Genomic DNA, 14,476 nt, shown 5'->3' on the forward strand with positions numbered 1-14,476 from the left:
GACGCCAGCGACCTGGAAGGAGGGGCCGAGCCGGCGCCGCCGGTCCGGAAGGGGTAGTTCGAACGGTTCGACACGCCACCCTCCTTCAAACTGGACGAACGAAGGTACCGCTCCCGAGCATCGAGCTTCAATTCTTCCATGGTCGAGCTTCCCTCGCCCAAAGAGATATGGGGCTCGACCTTGGTCTAGTCGCGTACTCGCGCGCAGAGCCCGGCGACCTAGGTCTTGAGCGTTGGGTGAGGCGCCAAGTCAGCGCGGCTCGGCTGAAGCGTCGCTTGACCCGCGTTTCCCATGTCGCCCGACGGTCGTCGCCTAGCCTTTCGTCGAGCCGAGCTAGACCTTGGTTGAGGTGGAAGCCGCGCTTTGATCACGGTAGGCTGCGGCCGCGTCGGAGAGACGCGACAAAGGGCTCCTTGTGGCACCTCCGCACGTCATGCCGCCGGCGGCCGAAAGTCCGACCCTGCAACAGCTCGAAGACGACCTTGAGCGCCTGGGCCAGCTTCCTGACAGCTGGGCGGGCCTGGATCCAACTTCCATCGCCGAAAGCGTGATCGAGACCTTGCTCGACATGCTTGCGCTGGATTTCGTCGGCCTGCGCTTCAGTGACACCACGCATGTCTTCCTGCGCGTCGCGCCCGACCTCGCCGGCACGTGCTCTGCTGGAGACGTCCGCGCGGCGCTGGAGACCTGGGCCGATGACGGCGAAGCGGAGACGCAATTGCCTTTGGGCCCATGGTCGGTGTCGGCGGTTCGATGTCCGCTGGGCGCCACCGCCGGCATCGGCGAGATCCTGGCCGGCGCGCGCCGCGACACCTTTCCGACCCGGCAGGAGCGCTCCAAGCTCAAGCTCGCCGCGGCGCAAACGGGCCTGGCCTGCCGGGAGATGCGTGAGCTCAGCGACCGCCGCCCCCCGGAGGATTCGCGCGCCGCGCCGCCTTCCGCCGAGGCCGTGGCGGAAAGCGAGTGGCGTCTGCACCTGACCACCAACACCATCCCGGCGATGGTCTGGACGACGACGCCAGACGGCCTGATCGATTTCTGCAACCAAACCTTCGTCGACTATATTGGGTGGACCGCCGAGGAGATCAGCGGCCAGGGCTTCTGGCCGATCTTCCACCCCGACGACACCGCTCACCTGCTGGCGTCCTGGCAAGAGATCATGGCCACCAAGCGTCCGCGCGCGGTGGAGGGCCGCCTTCGCCGGGCCGACGGCGAATATCGCTGGTTCGTCCTGCGGCAGAACCCGTTGTTCGACGCCGAAGGCAACGTCATCAAGTGGTACGGGGCCGGCACAGACATCGAGGACCGAAAGCGCGCCGAGACCGCGCTTGAGGAGGCCCAGGCTGCGCTGCTCGCCAGTCAGCAAAACCTCGACCTCATCGTCAACTCCTTGCCGGTGCTGGTGTGGTCGGCCCGTCCCGACGGCAGCGCCGATTTCATAAACCAGAGCTGGCGCGACTATGCCGGCGAGCCGGCCGACAAGATCCTGGAATGGGGCTTCCTGGATCTCTATCACCCGGACGACGTCCCGGGCATGATGGAGATCTGGACGCGGGACATCGCCCAGAACGATCAGACCGCGCTCAAGGGCCGCATCCGCGGCGCGGACGGCCAGTACCGCTGGTTCTATTTCGCCGGCCGCAAATTGACCGACGCCAATGGCGTGGTGCGCTGGTTCGGATGCAACGTCGACATCGACGATCTGATGAGGACCCAAAACGCCCTGCGCGAGAGCGAGGCTGCGCTACGCGAAAGCGAGCGCGCCTTGAGCCTGATGATCGACACAATCCCCGGCATGGCCTGGTCGACGACCGCCGAGGGATATGCCGACACCTTCAACAAGCAATTCGTCGACTTCATGGGAAAGCCCGTGGAGGACCTGCTGGGCCCAGGCTATCTCGAAGCATTTCATCCCGACGACCTGGGCCGAACGCTCGAGGAGTGGGGGCGGATGATGGCCTCCAAGACGGGAGGCGATATCGAGGGGCGGGTGCGGCGCGCCGATGGCGAGTACCGATGGCTGATCTTCCGCTGCAACCCCTTGCTCAACGCCGACGGGGACGTCGTCCGCTGGTACGGCGTCAATCTGGACATTGAGGACCGCAAGCGCGCCGAGGCCGCGCTCGTCGCCAGCGAGCGCAACGTCAGCCTGATCCTGAATTCCCTGCCCGTGCTGATCTGGTCCGCCAAGCAGGGCGGCAGCGCCGACTTCGTCAACCAGAGATACCTCGACTTCGTCGGCCTCCCCGCCGAAGCGATCCTCGACTTTGGTTTCGCCGACGTCATCCATCCCGACGATGTGGATGGTTTGATGACGGCTTGGCGCGAAGCGCAGGACAAGGACACCTCGCTGGCCCAGGCCCGGATTCGAAGGTTCGACGGTGAGTATCGCTGGTTCTATCTGGCCGGCCAGAAGCTCACCGACGCCAACGGCGCGGTCCGCTGGTTCGGATGTAACTTCGACATCGAGGATCTGCGGCGGGCCGAGGGCGCGTTGCGGGAAAGCGAAGCTGCGCTGAGGGATAGTGAGCGGGCTTTGAGCCTCACGATCAGCACCATTCCCGCGATGGTCTGGTCGACGAAACCCGATGGCGTTCTGGACTCTTGGAACCAACGTCTTCTGGATTTCACGGGCGTAGCGTCTGAAGAGTTCGCGGACGGCGGCCATTTTCGGCTTTTCCATCCCGAGGACCTGGAGTCTCTGCGCTCGACTTGGAACGAGGTCGTCGACTCAAGGCGCCCCCAGGAAACCGAAGGCCGCATGAGGAGCCGCGACGGCGAGTACAGGTGGTTTGCCTTTCGCCAGAATCCGTTGTTGGACAACGACGGAAACGTTCTCAAGTGGTACGGTATCGTCGTCGATATCGAGGACAGGAAGCGAGCAGAGGGCGCCCTGCTCGCCAGCGAGGCCGCGCTGCGCGACAACGAGCGCCGGCTCGAGCACATCATCAACGCCGTCCCTGGGCTTGTCTGGTCGGCGGATCCGGACGGCGCGATCACCTTCCTCAGCCAGCAATATCTAGACTATATCGGCATCGACGCGGAGCGCGCTCTGGCGGGCGCCTGGGCCGACGCCATCCACCCCGACGACGCCGAAGGGCTGTTGGGGGCCTGGGCCAGCGCGATGAGGCAAGAGCGCGCGCACGAGCACGAGGCGCGCCTGCGTCGCGCGGACGGCAGCTACCGCTGGATGCTCTTTCGGGCCAGTCCCCATGTCGATGGTCACGGACGGGTCGTGGAATGGTTCGGGGTCAATATCGACATCGAGGATCGCAAGGACGCCCAGGATGCTTTGGCCGACAGCGAAGCGGCGCTGCGTGACAGCGAGCGCGAGTTGCAGCAGATCCTCTCGTCGATCCCCGGCCTGACCTGGGCGTCCGACGCGAACGGCGCGACGCGGTTCTGGAGCCAGCAGTATCTCGACTATGCGGGCGCGCAGCTCGAGGACGTGCTGGGATTCAAGTTCGCCGACTACATCCACCCCGACGATCGCGAACCCATCCTGGAGATGTGGACCCAGATCATCGCAGCCGGCACGCCAGGCGAGGCGGAGCTGCGCCTTCGCAGGGCCGACGGGGCGTACCGCTGGTTCCTGATCAGGGCCTGTCCGTTCTTCGACGAGCAGGGTAATCTCACCCAGTGGTTCGGCGTCAATGTCGATATCGAAAACCGCAAGCGCGCCGAGGAAGAGCTGCGTCAAAGCCAGAGCGACCTGGCCCACGTCACGCGCATGACCACGATCGGCGAATTGGCCGTCTCGATCGCTCATGAAGTCAATCAGCCGCTGATGGCCGTGGTGACCAACGCCGGCGCTTGCCTGCGCTGGCTGGACGGCGCCCAGACCGACATCGCCATGGCGCGCCAGGCCGTGGAGCGCATCGTGCGCGACGGCCATCGCGCCGGCGACATCATTACGAGCCTTCGCAACCTCGCCCGCAAATCTGCTCCGCGCATGGACCCGGTCAGTCTGGAAGACGTCGTCCAACCCGTCCTCGACCTCCTGCAGGGCGAGTTCAAGCGTCGTGACGTCGTCGCCAAGGCCGAGCTGGACGAAGGATCGACCGTCATTCTCGGCGACACGACCCAGCTGCAGCAGGTGCTCCTCAACTTGATCATGAACGGGGTCGAGGCGATGGCCGGTACGACCGATGTTGCTCGGCGCCTGACGGTCAGCGCGCGGACGCGAGACGGCCAGGCGCTGGTGAGCGTGACCGACACCGGACCGGGCGTGGGAGCCGACGATCCGGACCGTCTGTTCGAGGCCTTCTTCAGCACCAAGGCCGAAGGCATCGGGATGGGCTTGGCGATCTGCCGCTCGATCATCGAGGCCCATGGCGGCCGTATCTGGGCGGCCAATAACGCCACGCGTGGTGGCGTCTTCAGTTTCACCCTGCCCCTGGCGGAAGGATACGGCGTAGATGTTTCCAGGCGCTAAGGACAGCGAAGCCCCCGTCGTCGTGATCGATGACGACGAAAGCGTGCGCGAGGCCCTGCGCGGACTGTTCCAGTCCGTGGGCCTGGCGACCGAGATCCATGGATCGGTGCAGTCGTTCCTCGACGCAGGCCCCGTGGAGCGCGCCGGGTGCATCGTGCTGGATATCCGGCTCCCGGGCCGCAGCGGCCTGGAGTTCCAGGAGACCTTGAGCCGAACCGACATGGCTCAATCGGTCGTGCTGATCAGCGCCCACGTCGATGTGCAGATGGCGGTGCGAGCCATGAAAGCCGGCGCCGTCGACGTCCTGACCAAACCGGTGCGCGAGCAGGACCTGCTGGAAGCGGTCAACCGGGCGCTGGCCAACCATCGGGCGCGCAGCGGCGAGGCCGCACTCGATCTGACCCTGCACGCGCGCTACGCCACCCTGTCGGAGCGTGAACGACAGGTCTTCGGGCTCGTCGCGGCCGGCCTGCTCAACAAACAGATCGCCGAGCGCACCGCGATCACCGAAGCGACGGTCAAGCTCCATCGCAGCCAGGTGATGAAGAAGATGGAAGCCGAGTCCCTGCCCGAACTCGTGCGCATGGCCGATCGCCTGGCCAGGACCGGAACGAACCCTCAGATCTGAGCGACGGGCCGGCAGCGGACGTTCCGCCGCCGGCCAGCGCCTCAAGCCTCGTTCATGAAGGCGCGCAGCAAAGCGTTATACTGGGCAGGCTTTTCGTTCATGGTCAGGTGCGAGCATCCTGTCATCACCGCCAGGCGGGTCTGGCCGGCGATCCCGTCGTGCAGGGTCTGGTGGCAGTCGAGGGTGATCTCGTCGAACTCGCCCGTGGTGATCAGGGTCTTCTGGGTGATCGCCTTGAGGTCCTTTCGCCGGTCCCAGTCCTTGATCTTGCCGACGATGGTGAATTCATTGGGCCCGTTGAGGACGCGATAGGCAGGGGATTTGGCCAACGACTCGAGCGTCGCCACCACCTCGGGGGTCGGAGGCACACGCAACACAAAGGCGTCGTAGAACTTCTGGACCAGCTCGGCATATTCTGGCGTGCCCGTCTTGCCAGCTTTTTCCATCGCATGGATCTTGTCGCCCCAACCGTCCGGCATGGTGGCGAAGAGACGCTCGAAGCCCGCCATGACCTGGGGGATGCTGGCCATCGCGCCGCTCAGGACCAGGCGCTCGACGCCTTTTCCTCGCCCCTGGCACAGGTATTCGACGGCCAGAAGCGCCCCCCACGAGTGGCCAAGGAGCACGACCTGGTCGAGTCCCAAGGCGGCGCGCACGGCGTCGACCTCCTCGACGGAACGCTGGATCGAATAGGCGTTCTCGTCCTGCGGCGCGTCGGCCCGACCACAGCCGAGCTGATCGTAGAGGATGACCGGGCGCTCGTCGGCCAGCGCCTGCAGCGGCAGAAGGTAGCTATGCGAGGCGCCGGGACCACCGTGCAGGGTCAACAGCGGCGTCTTGCCGCCCGCCCCGAACTTGCGCCAGTAGATCTTGCCGCCAGGGACCTTGGCGTAGCCCTCGCTCTGCGGCACGCCGGCCATCGCCGCACCGCCGCCGCCAGCGATCAGTCCGGCGCCCAGCAGACCGGCCGCGGCCTTCATGGTTCCACGTCGTGTGAGGCTTGCGTCCGTCATGGCGATACTCCTGTCACTGGCGCTTGTGCGTGGCTTGCGGTCTAAACTCCGCATTTTCGCTCGCAACGCCTCTTTGGTTTCAGCTGTAATAGTCGCCGCTTTCGCGTGGCGGCCTTCGTGTCAGCCCCAGGTCCGTTGGACATTGTCAGAAGCGCAATTGCACAATGGCCATGGCGAAATCGACGTCATGGCCGCCCGCCGCCTCGACCGCCGCGCCGACGGCTGAATGAACGGCCTCGACCGAGAGCTTGACGTTGCGGTTGACCTGCCAGGCCACATCGACCTGCCAGTCGCGGCTGACGCCCTTGGCCATCGCGGAGCCGGCGCCCACCAGCACGGCATAGGGTTGTAGGTAGATCGCGTCTGGCCGGGCCTGGCGACGGCGGTCGGTGTGGCTGAGCGCGGCCGTAACCGCCCTGGTCGGTGTGGCGTCCAGGCCGATCCGCCAAGCCGAGAGGTTGCTCCAGCTCACCAGCCCCGCCTCGCTGAAATAGGCGCCCTTGGGAAACAGCGGGTTGAAGGTCGCCAGCTTGCCGTCGGTGGGATCATGGTCGCCCGAGCCGAGATCGCGCCGCACCGACAGGCGCGGCTTCCAAGGCGCGGCGAAGGTGTAGCCGGCCCCGGCCCCGCCGCCCCAGGCGCGGATGTCCTGGCCGGCGAACCGGCCGCGCTGGGCCATGGCCTCGACCTCGTAGTCGATCGCGCCGGTGTTGCCGGCGAAGCGCGCGCCGAGGCTGCGGCGGCGCTCGTCGCCGGTGACCGCGCCGAAACGGACCCGGTCGCGGTCGAGGTTCAGGCTGTAGACGTCCAGCCCGCCGGGCAGCGTGGCGTAGACGCCCCAGAACGCCTGGCCGGCGTTGTGGCTGTCGTTGAGGGCGCCCGGCTCGATGGCGATCGGGTGGGCGTAGAAGGCTTCGAGCTTCGCGCCCTTGGCCGCATATGTCAGCCGCGCGCCGTCGAAGCTCTGGCGGACGTTGGGCCCTTCGCGCACCGAGACGAAGCGCTGCGTGGCGTTGAAACTGAGCTCCTGGCGGCCCAGGCGCAGTCGCCATGCGCGGGAGGGGACGATGTCGGTGAACAGCACCTGGGCGTCCAGGCCGTCGCGGTCGGTGACGGCTGGCGCCTCGCGCTTGCCGAGATCGCGGTGAAGACCCAGCTCGCCGTAGACCCGGACGACCGGGTTCAGGTGCAGATCGGCGCTGACCAGGCCGCGCGCCAGGGCGAAGCTGTCGGCCTGCGCGCCGCCGACGCCAAAGCGCGGGGCGTCCATCGTGTCGAACCGCAGACGGGCCTCGCCGCCCAGCGAAAGGTAGCCGTCCGTCCCGACCGGGATGTAACGCAGCGGATCGAGGCCGGTGCGGTCTTTGTCCCGCAGATAACCGTAGTCCTCGTCGGCGCGGATCAGCTTGAAAGCCGGCGGCTGAGCTGCGGCTTGCAGCGCGCCAAAAGCCAGAAGGGCGGCGATCATGCCTGCACGGCGCGGGGCTTGTGGGCGTAGAGGCCGCCCAGGATGGCGACGACGACGGCGGCGGGCAGAAGGCTCCAGGGACCGGCCAGGATCACGCCGACCGCGCCGCCGATCGCGCCGACCGCGAAGGCCATGACCGGCGGCCAGGTCTTGACGATCCGGGCGCGCAACGCCTCGTCCAGGCCGGTCTTCGAGCTCAGCAGATCCACCAGGTCGATGGCGATCTGGGTGACGTTGCCGGTCATGATCGTGGTCGGGGCCAGGTGGCTGAACACCACCCGCGCGCCGACATTCTGCACGGCCATGGCGCAGACGCCGACAAGGCCCGCCAGCATCACCTTCGGGGCGTCGGCGTTCTCGGCCGGCAAGGCCGCCACGGTCAGCAGCATGAACACCGCCAGCATCACAGCCTGCGCCAGCAGCACCGCCGCCTCGTTGGCCTGGCCGCGCGCCCGGCGCCTGCAGATCATCACGTAGGTGGCGGCCGCCGCGGCGATGAACACCGGCAGGGACAGGAGCTTGGTCGCCAGGCCTTGGCCACCGCCCGCCAGCGAGACGCCCAGCATGACGAGGTTGCCGGTGGCGTGGTTCACGAACAGGCCGAACAGCAGGACGAAGCCGACCACGTCGACATAGCCGCCGACCAGGGCCATGCCGACGCCGGTGGCGCCCGCAAGCCAGGGAGGTTGCGCGCTTATGCCCACTTCTCCCGCTCGACCAGGATCGCCGCCAGCATGAGGCCCCCGATCAGGCCGATGTGCTCGAGAAAGGCGTTCAGCGCGTGGAAGCGCGCCATCGGATCGGCGAGCGTCCAGTAGGGATGGGCGATCAGGGTGGCCAGGGCCGTAAAGACGGCCAGGGCGCCAGCCGCCAGCCAGCCGAGGCGGCCGAAGATCAGCAGCAGCGAGCCGCCCAGCTGGACGATCACGGTGGCGGCGACGACCAACCAAGCCGGCTGGAGCCCGAAGTGAGCGGCCTCACCCAGGGCGTCCTTTAGGTGCGTGAGCTTGTAGAGACCGGCAAACCAGTAGGGCAGGGTCAGGACCGTCCGCGCGACCGGACCGAAGGCCGGGGCGCGCAGCAGCACGGCGATGGGAGCGGGAGTCTCCACGATCACACCGCCCAGCAGCCGCAGCCCATCGCGCCCCAGAACGAGCGCGCGTCGCTGGTCGGGGCTTCTCGCGTGTAGGCCGAGGCGTGGTCGTGGCCGTGGACGTTGCAGCTGCTGGCGCAGCCGCAGGCGCTGGCCAGAGCGCGCGCGTGGTTGCGCGAGCGGTCCTGGTAGCCGCCGAAGGTTCGCACAGGCGACCAGTCGGGCATCGGCGGGGGCAGGGACGGCGACAGCTTGGTGAAGTCGCCTTCGCCATGCACCACCTTGCCGCCGAGCAGGGTCAGCAGGGCCGAAAGGTGCGGGATCTCGTCTTCCGGCACGGTCATGTAGTCGTCGCTGAGCACGGCCAGGTCCGCCAGCTGGCCGACGGCGATCTGGCCCTTCTTGCCTTCCTCGTTCGAGAACCAGGTGTTGGCGGTGGTCCACAGGCGCAGGGCCTCCTCGCGGTCCACGCGGTTGGCCGGCGGATAGAGGCGCGTGCCGCCCACCGTCTTGCCGGTCACCAGCCAGTGCAGCGAGACCCACGGATTGTAGCTGGCCACCCGGGTCGCATCCGTACCCGCGCCGACGGGGACCCCGGCCTTCAGCATCTTGGTGATCGGCGGGGTCGCCTCGGCGGCCTTTGCCCCGTAGCGCTCCATGAAGTACTCGCCCTGGAACGCCATCCGGTGCTGCACGGCGATGCCGCCGCCCAGGGCCGCGATGCGGTCGATGTTGCGCTCGCTGATGGTCTCGGCGTGGTCGAAGAACCAGTGCAGGCCGTCGAACGGCATGTCGCGGTTGACCTTCTCGTAGACGTCCAGCGCCCGCGTGATGGTCTCGTCGTAGGTGGCGTGCAGCCGCCAGGGCCAGCGGTTCTCCACGAGGTGGCGGATCACCGGCTCCAGGTCGGTTTCCATGTTGGCCGGCATCTCGGGACGCTCGACGCGGAAGTCCTCGAAGTCGGCGGCGCTGTAGACCAGCATCTCGCCCGCGCCGTTGTGGCGGTACTTGTCGTCTCCCTGGCCGGGCCTGACCTGCTTGGACCAGCTTTGGAAGTCCGACAGCTCGGCCTTCGGCTTCTGGGTGAAGAGGTTGTAGCTGATGCGCAGGGTCAGTTCGTCGTCGATGTGCAGCTTCTCGATGATGGCATAGTCGTCGGGATAGTTTTGGAAACCGCCGCCGGCGTCGATCACGCCGGTCACCCCCAGGCGGTTGAGCTCGCGCATGAAATGGCGCGTCGAGTTCAGCTGGTACTCGGGCGGAAGCTTGGGCCCCTTGGCCAGGGTGGCGTAGAGGATCGCGGCGTTGGGCCTGGCCAGCAGCAGGCCCGTCGGCTCGCCCGAGGCGTCGCGCTGGATCTCGCCACCCGGCGGGTTGGGCGTGTCCTTGGTGTAGCCGACGGCGCGCAGAGCGGCGCGGTTCAGCAAGGCGCGGTCGTAGAGGTGGAGAATGAACACCGGCGTCTCGGGCGCGGCGGCGTTGATCTCGTCCAGGGTCGGCAGGCGCTTCTCGGCGAACTGGTGCTCGGTGAAGCCGCCGACGACGCGGAGCCATTGCGGCGGCGGGGTGTTGGCGGCCTGCTTCTTCAGCATGGCCATGGCGTCGGCCAGGGTCGGCACGCCGTCCCAGCGCAGCTCCATATTGTAGTTCAGCCCGCCGCGGATGATGTGGGTGTGGCTGTCGATCAGGCCTGGGATCACCCGCCGACCGCCGGCGTCGATCACTTGGACGTCGGCCCGCGCCGCGGCGCGCACCTCACCCTCCTCGCCGACGACGACGAACCGTCCCTCCCGGATCAGGACCGCCGTCGCCCTGGGCTGGCCTCGATCGAGCGTGGTGATCTTGGCGTTGCGGAGGATGAGATCGGGCATGGCGCCCCTTTCGGTGAAAGCGGAACTGGAAAGAAAAGCGGCGCCAAGCGCCAGGGTGCGGCGACGATCGAGCGTCATGCCCGCACCGGGGGCTCGTCATCTTCGCCGGGCTTGGCCGCGTGCGGGCCTAGGACCTGTGCGGCGCAGTCGGTCCTGATGAAGGCTGCCACCGGCGCGCCCGCGACGAGGCGCTTGACGATCGGCACGGCTTGTTCGCCGAGCAGGATTCCCAGCAGACCAATGAGCGCGATGGCCGGCGGCGCAGGTGAGCGGACGTTGAGCAGGGCGTAGATGATCCCCACGAGAAGCCCCGCGCCGAGCGAGAGCAGGTAAGGTTTCATGGGGTGCTCCATCAAGGGCGATCGGCGGCGTGGCGCTCGCGAGACAATGGGGCCGCCAGCGGGCATGCCCGACAGGCAGCGACGTCGCCAGGCTCGGCGTTCGAAGGCGATATGGCTTGAATGGATCGGTCGACGGCGTTGCGTTCGTCACACAGCGTGCCCGAGGTCATGTCTTGGCGGGGCGGAGGACAGCCATTTTTACCGGGCCTTGACCGCGCAATCCTATAGTTCACTGGCCTTTACTGCGCTTTACGCGTGCTAGGCCGCTTAGCCTCCTAAAGTCACTGGCGAACACCTTTCGACAGTGGAGATAGCGCATGGCGCAGATGGAAATGACTGCGGGCCTGGGCCTGGGGCTCGCCAGCCCTATGGTCATCCCCGTAGGACATGCGGCGAGCGCTCCCACCCCTGCCCGCTGTGAGGGGCTTTTGCCCTGGCAGGCGCGCCGGGTGAGGGCCTATGTCGACGGCGACTTGGGCGGAAGGCCCAGCATCCGTACCGCGGCCGAGCACGCCAAGCTCAGCCCAAGCTACTTCGCCCGTCGGTTTCGCCAGTCCTTTGGCCAGACGTTCTCGCAGTTCGTGGCCCACCGCCGCATCGAGCGCGCCCAGGCCATGATGGTGAGGAGCACCTCGAGCCTGTGCCAGATCGCGCTGGACTGCGGCTTCACCGATCAGGCCCACTTCACCCGCACGTTCGGCGGCGTGATCGGCTCGACGCCATCGCGGTGGCGTCGGTCCGCCGTGTCCGCATCGCTCAAGTCCGGCGCGATGGGCACTTGCTGACGATACTACGGTCGCAATGCCTCGCCGACCGATGCGTTACCGCTGAAATCATCGTCGCGTTGCCCGTGCGGGCGACGCGGCCGAAAGATAACGACAAGAAGCGCCGACCCGCCGCCGCACCGCCGCGGCTCATCAAGGTCGAAGCGTTCGTCCGGCCTGGCGCCCTCCCCCCATAAGCCAGGCCAACTTCGAGGCCATGCGGCGAGCCCATGGCCTCGGGTTTCTCGGCCAGCGATGCGTCTTCTCCCCCGACCGACGCGTCCCTCGCCCGAACCTGGACCCCTCAAGGCGTGGCCGAGATGGCGGCGGGACTGCAATCCCGCCGCCGATTTCATGCGGTCGATCCCGGCACAAGGCGCGGACGGCCTCATGGGCCGGGGCGCGCTTTCAGGCGCTGGGCGGCGTTTGGGCGATCACCTGCGCTAGGTCCGCGGCCGTCAGGGCTCCCGAAACCAGTCGGCAATGACCCAAGGACGCCGCCAGCGCCCTCAGCGGCGCACCGGCTCGTGGGCGCGCGTCGGAGAGCAGAACCAGTCCAAGGTTCGGCGCGGCCATGCGAAGCGCCGTCGCCAACTCGGGCTCGTCGGTGCGTGCGACCATGACGTCGAAACGCTGGGGCCAGGCCCGCAAGGCGGCGATCGCCCGCTCGATCTCGGTGAATCCGACCGGCTCGTACCCGAGGACGGCGATGTGCTCCTCATCCTGGCACTGACGATCGGCGTCAGACAACAGCAACACGGTCTCGCCGCGCCCCGGCGCTGGGGTCGAGCCTTCGGGGGCCTGTCCCGTGTCGGGCAGCCAGACCTCGAACACAGAGCCCTTGCCTAGCGACGAGCGGACGCTGACGGCGCCACCCAGGTCTCGCACCGTCTCCGCGGTTGTCGCCAAGCCCAGGCCATTGCCTTCCGGCCGCGTGGTGAAGAACGGCTCGAACACCCGCGCGCGCGTCGCGGCCGACATCCCGACACCATGGTCTTCGACGCTAAGGACGACGTATTCCCCGGCCAGCAGGACCCCGCTGGCCTTCTCCGTGGGCGTGCGGTTGGCGCGACGCCTGAGCTTCAGGGCCACCTCGCCCTGGCCGCCCATGGCCTGGATGGCGTTGGAGGCCAGGTTCAAGACGATCTGTTGGAGCCGCGACGGATCGCCCAGCACGCGATAATCCTCCCCGGCGACGTCGATGGTGAACCGGGCGGCCTGGCCATGGGCGGCGCCAAGCAAGGACACGCTTTCCTCGAGCAGCGCCCGTAGGTCGACGCGCTGGCGCGCGGGCGTCGAGCGCGCGCCGTAGAGCAGGATCTGGTCGACGAGCCTGCGCGCTCGCCCGACGGCCAGGCCGATCTCGCCGACATAGCGTGCGATCTTCGGAGGGATCGAGGGACCAGAAGCGGCCATCTCCACATAGCCGGCGATGGCGCTCAGAATATTGTTGAAGTTGTGGGCGATGCCGCCGGCGAAGGCCCCGATGGCTTCGGTCCGGCTGGCCTGCTGCAGGCGGATCTCAAGGGCCGAGCGCTGCTGCTCCATGCGTGAGCGACGCACGCCGCCAGCCAGCACGTCGAGAGCCAGGCGCATGACGCCCAGGTCCTCGTCCCGGATCTGAACCTTGCCCGAAAAGCGCGCAAAACCCAGGACGCAATGATCGCCCTGTTCGTTGACCAACGCCATCGCGACAAGGTGGGCGCGGCGAGGCAGGGCCGCTTCGCCCTCGGGCCAAGGCCAGCTTGCGACGCCGCGGAAGACGCCGTCGGGGCGGCTCTGGGCCAGGCGCGCCAGGGCGTCGGCGGCCGGGGCCCAGTCGGGTTCGCCCGCCTGGTAGGGCTTGGGCCAGATCCGAGCGCACGCATAGTCACCCTCGCCGAACAGGAAGGCGGTGTCGGCCTGGACATGCAGCGCGAGGCGGGCAAGTCCGCTGTCGAAGCGCGCCTTGGCCTCCTCCGGCCGCGCCGCGACGATCTCGGCCGACATTTCCGCCAGGCCGCGCTCGAACGCGCTCCGGCGTTCGAGACGAGCCATGTCCACCGCCAGGCGTACGCCCAGCGCCGCCAGCGTCATGGCGAGAGCGACAGCGGCGCCATAGAGGCCATAGCGGTAGCGCTGGGCGCGCCTTTCGGCCTGGCCCCGCTCCTGGACGACCCAGGCGCGTAACTGCGCGCGGGCCTGGACATTGTCTTCGGCGAGCAGGGCCGCCAGTCGGGCGTCGGTCCTTGGCAGGAGACGGCGCAGAAGTCGCGCATGGCTGAGCAACTGCGAGCGCGCCTGCCGATCCCTGGCCGATTTGGCTGGCCTCGCCGCGTAATCGGCAATGCGGCGGTCGACGAGCGCCTGGGCGTCCGGCGAGGTGTTCAGGGCCAGGCGAAGCATCGCTCCAGTCAGCCGTCCGGTCTCGACATCGGTCCGGTCGAAGATGTGATTGCTGGCGCTGAGCGTACCGAAGTAGGTCAGGCTGCTTCGGAGCAGGGCGCTGTCGCTCCTGAGCCCTTCGGTCAGCGCCTGCTGGCGCGAAGCCGAGGCCTTGAGCGCCTCGATGAGGCTTCGGTTCTGGGCCGTCTGCGCTATGGCGTCCAGCGGCGCCAGGGCCGCGTGCAGGGCGCCGACCTCTGCCTCCATCGGATCGTAGGATTGCAGGATGCCGGCCCGAACGCTGATCACGTCACGGCGAAGCATGTGCTGGGCGGTCTCGAACCGTTCGAGGGCGCGCTGCATCGTGTCGATATCGCCCGTGCGCGGCTGCAGAGCGTTCCGCAACAGGGCCGTCAGCAACACGATGACCACAAGCGCCAGGACGAAGGGGAACGCCCGTTTCATCACCAGGCCATCGCGCTAGTTGCGCTGCCGGAGC

10 protein-coding genes are annotated in these 14,476 nt (G+C 67.7%); 3 read left to right on the forward strand and 7 right to left on the reverse strand.

Going from position 1 to position 14,476, the window contains the following annotated elements; all coding sequences use genetic code 11:
- The first annotated feature begins 415 nt into the window (after window positions 1-415).
- Window positions 416-4,435 carry a PAS domain-containing sensor histidine kinase gene (locus J2728_RS03680; RefSeq protein WP_309996505.1) on the forward strand — a complete coding sequence of 1,340 codons (4,020 nt, stop codon included), beginning with the start codon at window positions 416-418 and terminating at the stop codon, window positions 4,433-4,435.
- Entirely contained in the window at window positions 4,419-5,063 is a 645-nt protein-coding gene (locus J2728_RS03685; RefSeq protein WP_309996509.1) for a response regulator transcription factor, read from the forward strand. The genes J2728_RS03680 and J2728_RS03685 overlap by 17 nt, the downstream gene beginning before the upstream one ends.
- Before the next feature lie 41 nt (window positions 5,064-5,104).
- Here J2728_RS03685 and J2728_RS03690 read toward each other — a convergent pair whose 3' ends face one another.
- The 6 genes from J2728_RS03690 to J2728_RS03715 form a co-directional block, all read right to left on the reverse strand.
- Window positions 5,105-6,076, reverse strand: a complete 972-nt coding sequence (locus J2728_RS03690) for a proline iminopeptidase-family hydrolase (RefSeq protein WP_309996512.1) — start codon at window positions 6,074-6,076, stop codon at window positions 5,105-5,107.
- A 145-nt stretch (window positions 6,077-6,221) separates the two neighbouring features.
- A complete protein-coding gene (locus J2728_RS03695; protein WP_309996514.1) occupies window positions 6,222-7,544 on the reverse strand; it encodes an alginate export family protein in 1,323 nt (440 codons plus the stop codon).
- On the reverse strand, window positions 7,541-8,248 hold the full coding sequence (locus tag J2728_RS03700; RefSeq protein ID WP_309996516.1) for a YoaK family protein: 708 nt from the start codon (window positions 8,246-8,248) through the stop codon (window positions 7,541-7,543). The genes J2728_RS03695 and J2728_RS03700 overlap by 4 nt, the downstream gene beginning before the upstream one ends.
- On the reverse strand, window positions 8,239-8,655 hold the full coding sequence (locus J2728_RS03705) for a DoxX family protein (RefSeq protein ID WP_309996519.1): 417 nt from the start codon (window positions 8,653-8,655) through the stop codon (window positions 8,239-8,241). The genes J2728_RS03700 and J2728_RS03705 overlap by 10 nt, the downstream gene beginning before the upstream one ends.
- Before the next feature lie 2 nt (window positions 8,656-8,657).
- Window positions 8,658-10,508 carry an amidohydrolase gene (locus J2728_RS03710; RefSeq protein WP_309996521.1) on the reverse strand — a complete coding sequence of 617 codons (1,851 nt, stop codon included), beginning with the start codon at window positions 10,506-10,508 and terminating at the stop codon, window positions 8,658-8,660.
- A gap of 74 nt (window positions 10,509-10,582) precedes the next feature.
- A complete protein-coding gene (locus tag J2728_RS03715; RefSeq protein ID WP_309996524.1) occupies window positions 10,583-10,849 on the reverse strand; it encodes a DUF1427 family protein in 267 nt (88 codons plus the stop codon).
- A 449-nt stretch (window positions 10,850-11,298) separates the two neighbouring features.
- On the opposite strand from J2728_RS03715, the gene J2728_RS03720 reads away from it, so the two are divergent.
- On the forward strand, window positions 11,299-11,634 hold the full coding sequence (locus J2728_RS03720; RefSeq protein WP_309996526.1) for a helix-turn-helix domain-containing protein: 336 nt from the start codon (window positions 11,299-11,301) through the stop codon (window positions 11,632-11,634).
- Window positions 11,635-12,021: 387 nt separating this feature from the next.
- Here the strand turns inward: J2728_RS03720 and J2728_RS03725 are convergent, their stop codons facing one another.
- Window positions 12,022-14,442, reverse strand: coding sequence for a two-component system VirA-like sensor kinase (locus tag J2728_RS03725; RefSeq protein WP_309996527.1), 2,421 nt, complete (start codon window positions 14,440-14,442; stop codon window positions 12,022-12,024).
- Window positions 14,443-14,476 lie beyond the last annotated feature (34 nt).

The sequence above is a fragment of the Caulobacter segnis genome (genome assembly GCF_031454995.1).
In the GTDB taxonomy this organism is placed as follows: Bacteria; Pseudomonadota; Alphaproteobacteria; order Caulobacterales; family Caulobacteraceae; genus Caulobacter; species Caulobacter segnis_E.

What these genes read in the sequence shown, in the direction of transcription:
- J2728_RS03725 (WP_309996527.1), bottom strand. Translation starts at nt 14,442, where the DNA reads ATGAAACGGGCGTTCCCCTTCGTCCTGGCGCTTGTGGTCATCGTGTTG.
- J2728_RS03690 (WP_309996512.1), bottom strand. Translation starts at nt 6,076, where the DNA reads ATGACGGACGCAAGCCTCACACGACGTGGAACCATGAAGGCCGCGGCC.
- J2728_RS03715 (WP_309996524.1), bottom strand. Translation starts at nt 10,849, where the DNA reads ATGAAACCTTACCTGCTCTCGCTCGGCGCGGGGCTTCTCGTGGGGATC.
- J2728_RS03695 (WP_309996514.1), bottom strand. Translation starts at nt 7,544, where the DNA reads ATGATCGCCGCCCTTCTGGCTTTTGGCGCGCTGCAAGCCGCAGCTCAG.
- J2728_RS03710 (WP_309996521.1), bottom strand. Translation starts at nt 10,508, where the DNA reads ATGCCCGATCTCATCCTCCGCAACGCCAAGATCACCACGCTCGATCGA.
- J2728_RS03685 (WP_309996509.1), top strand. Translation starts at nt 4,419, where the DNA reads ATGTTTCCAGGCGCTAAGGACAGCGAAGCCCCCGTCGTCGTGATCGAT.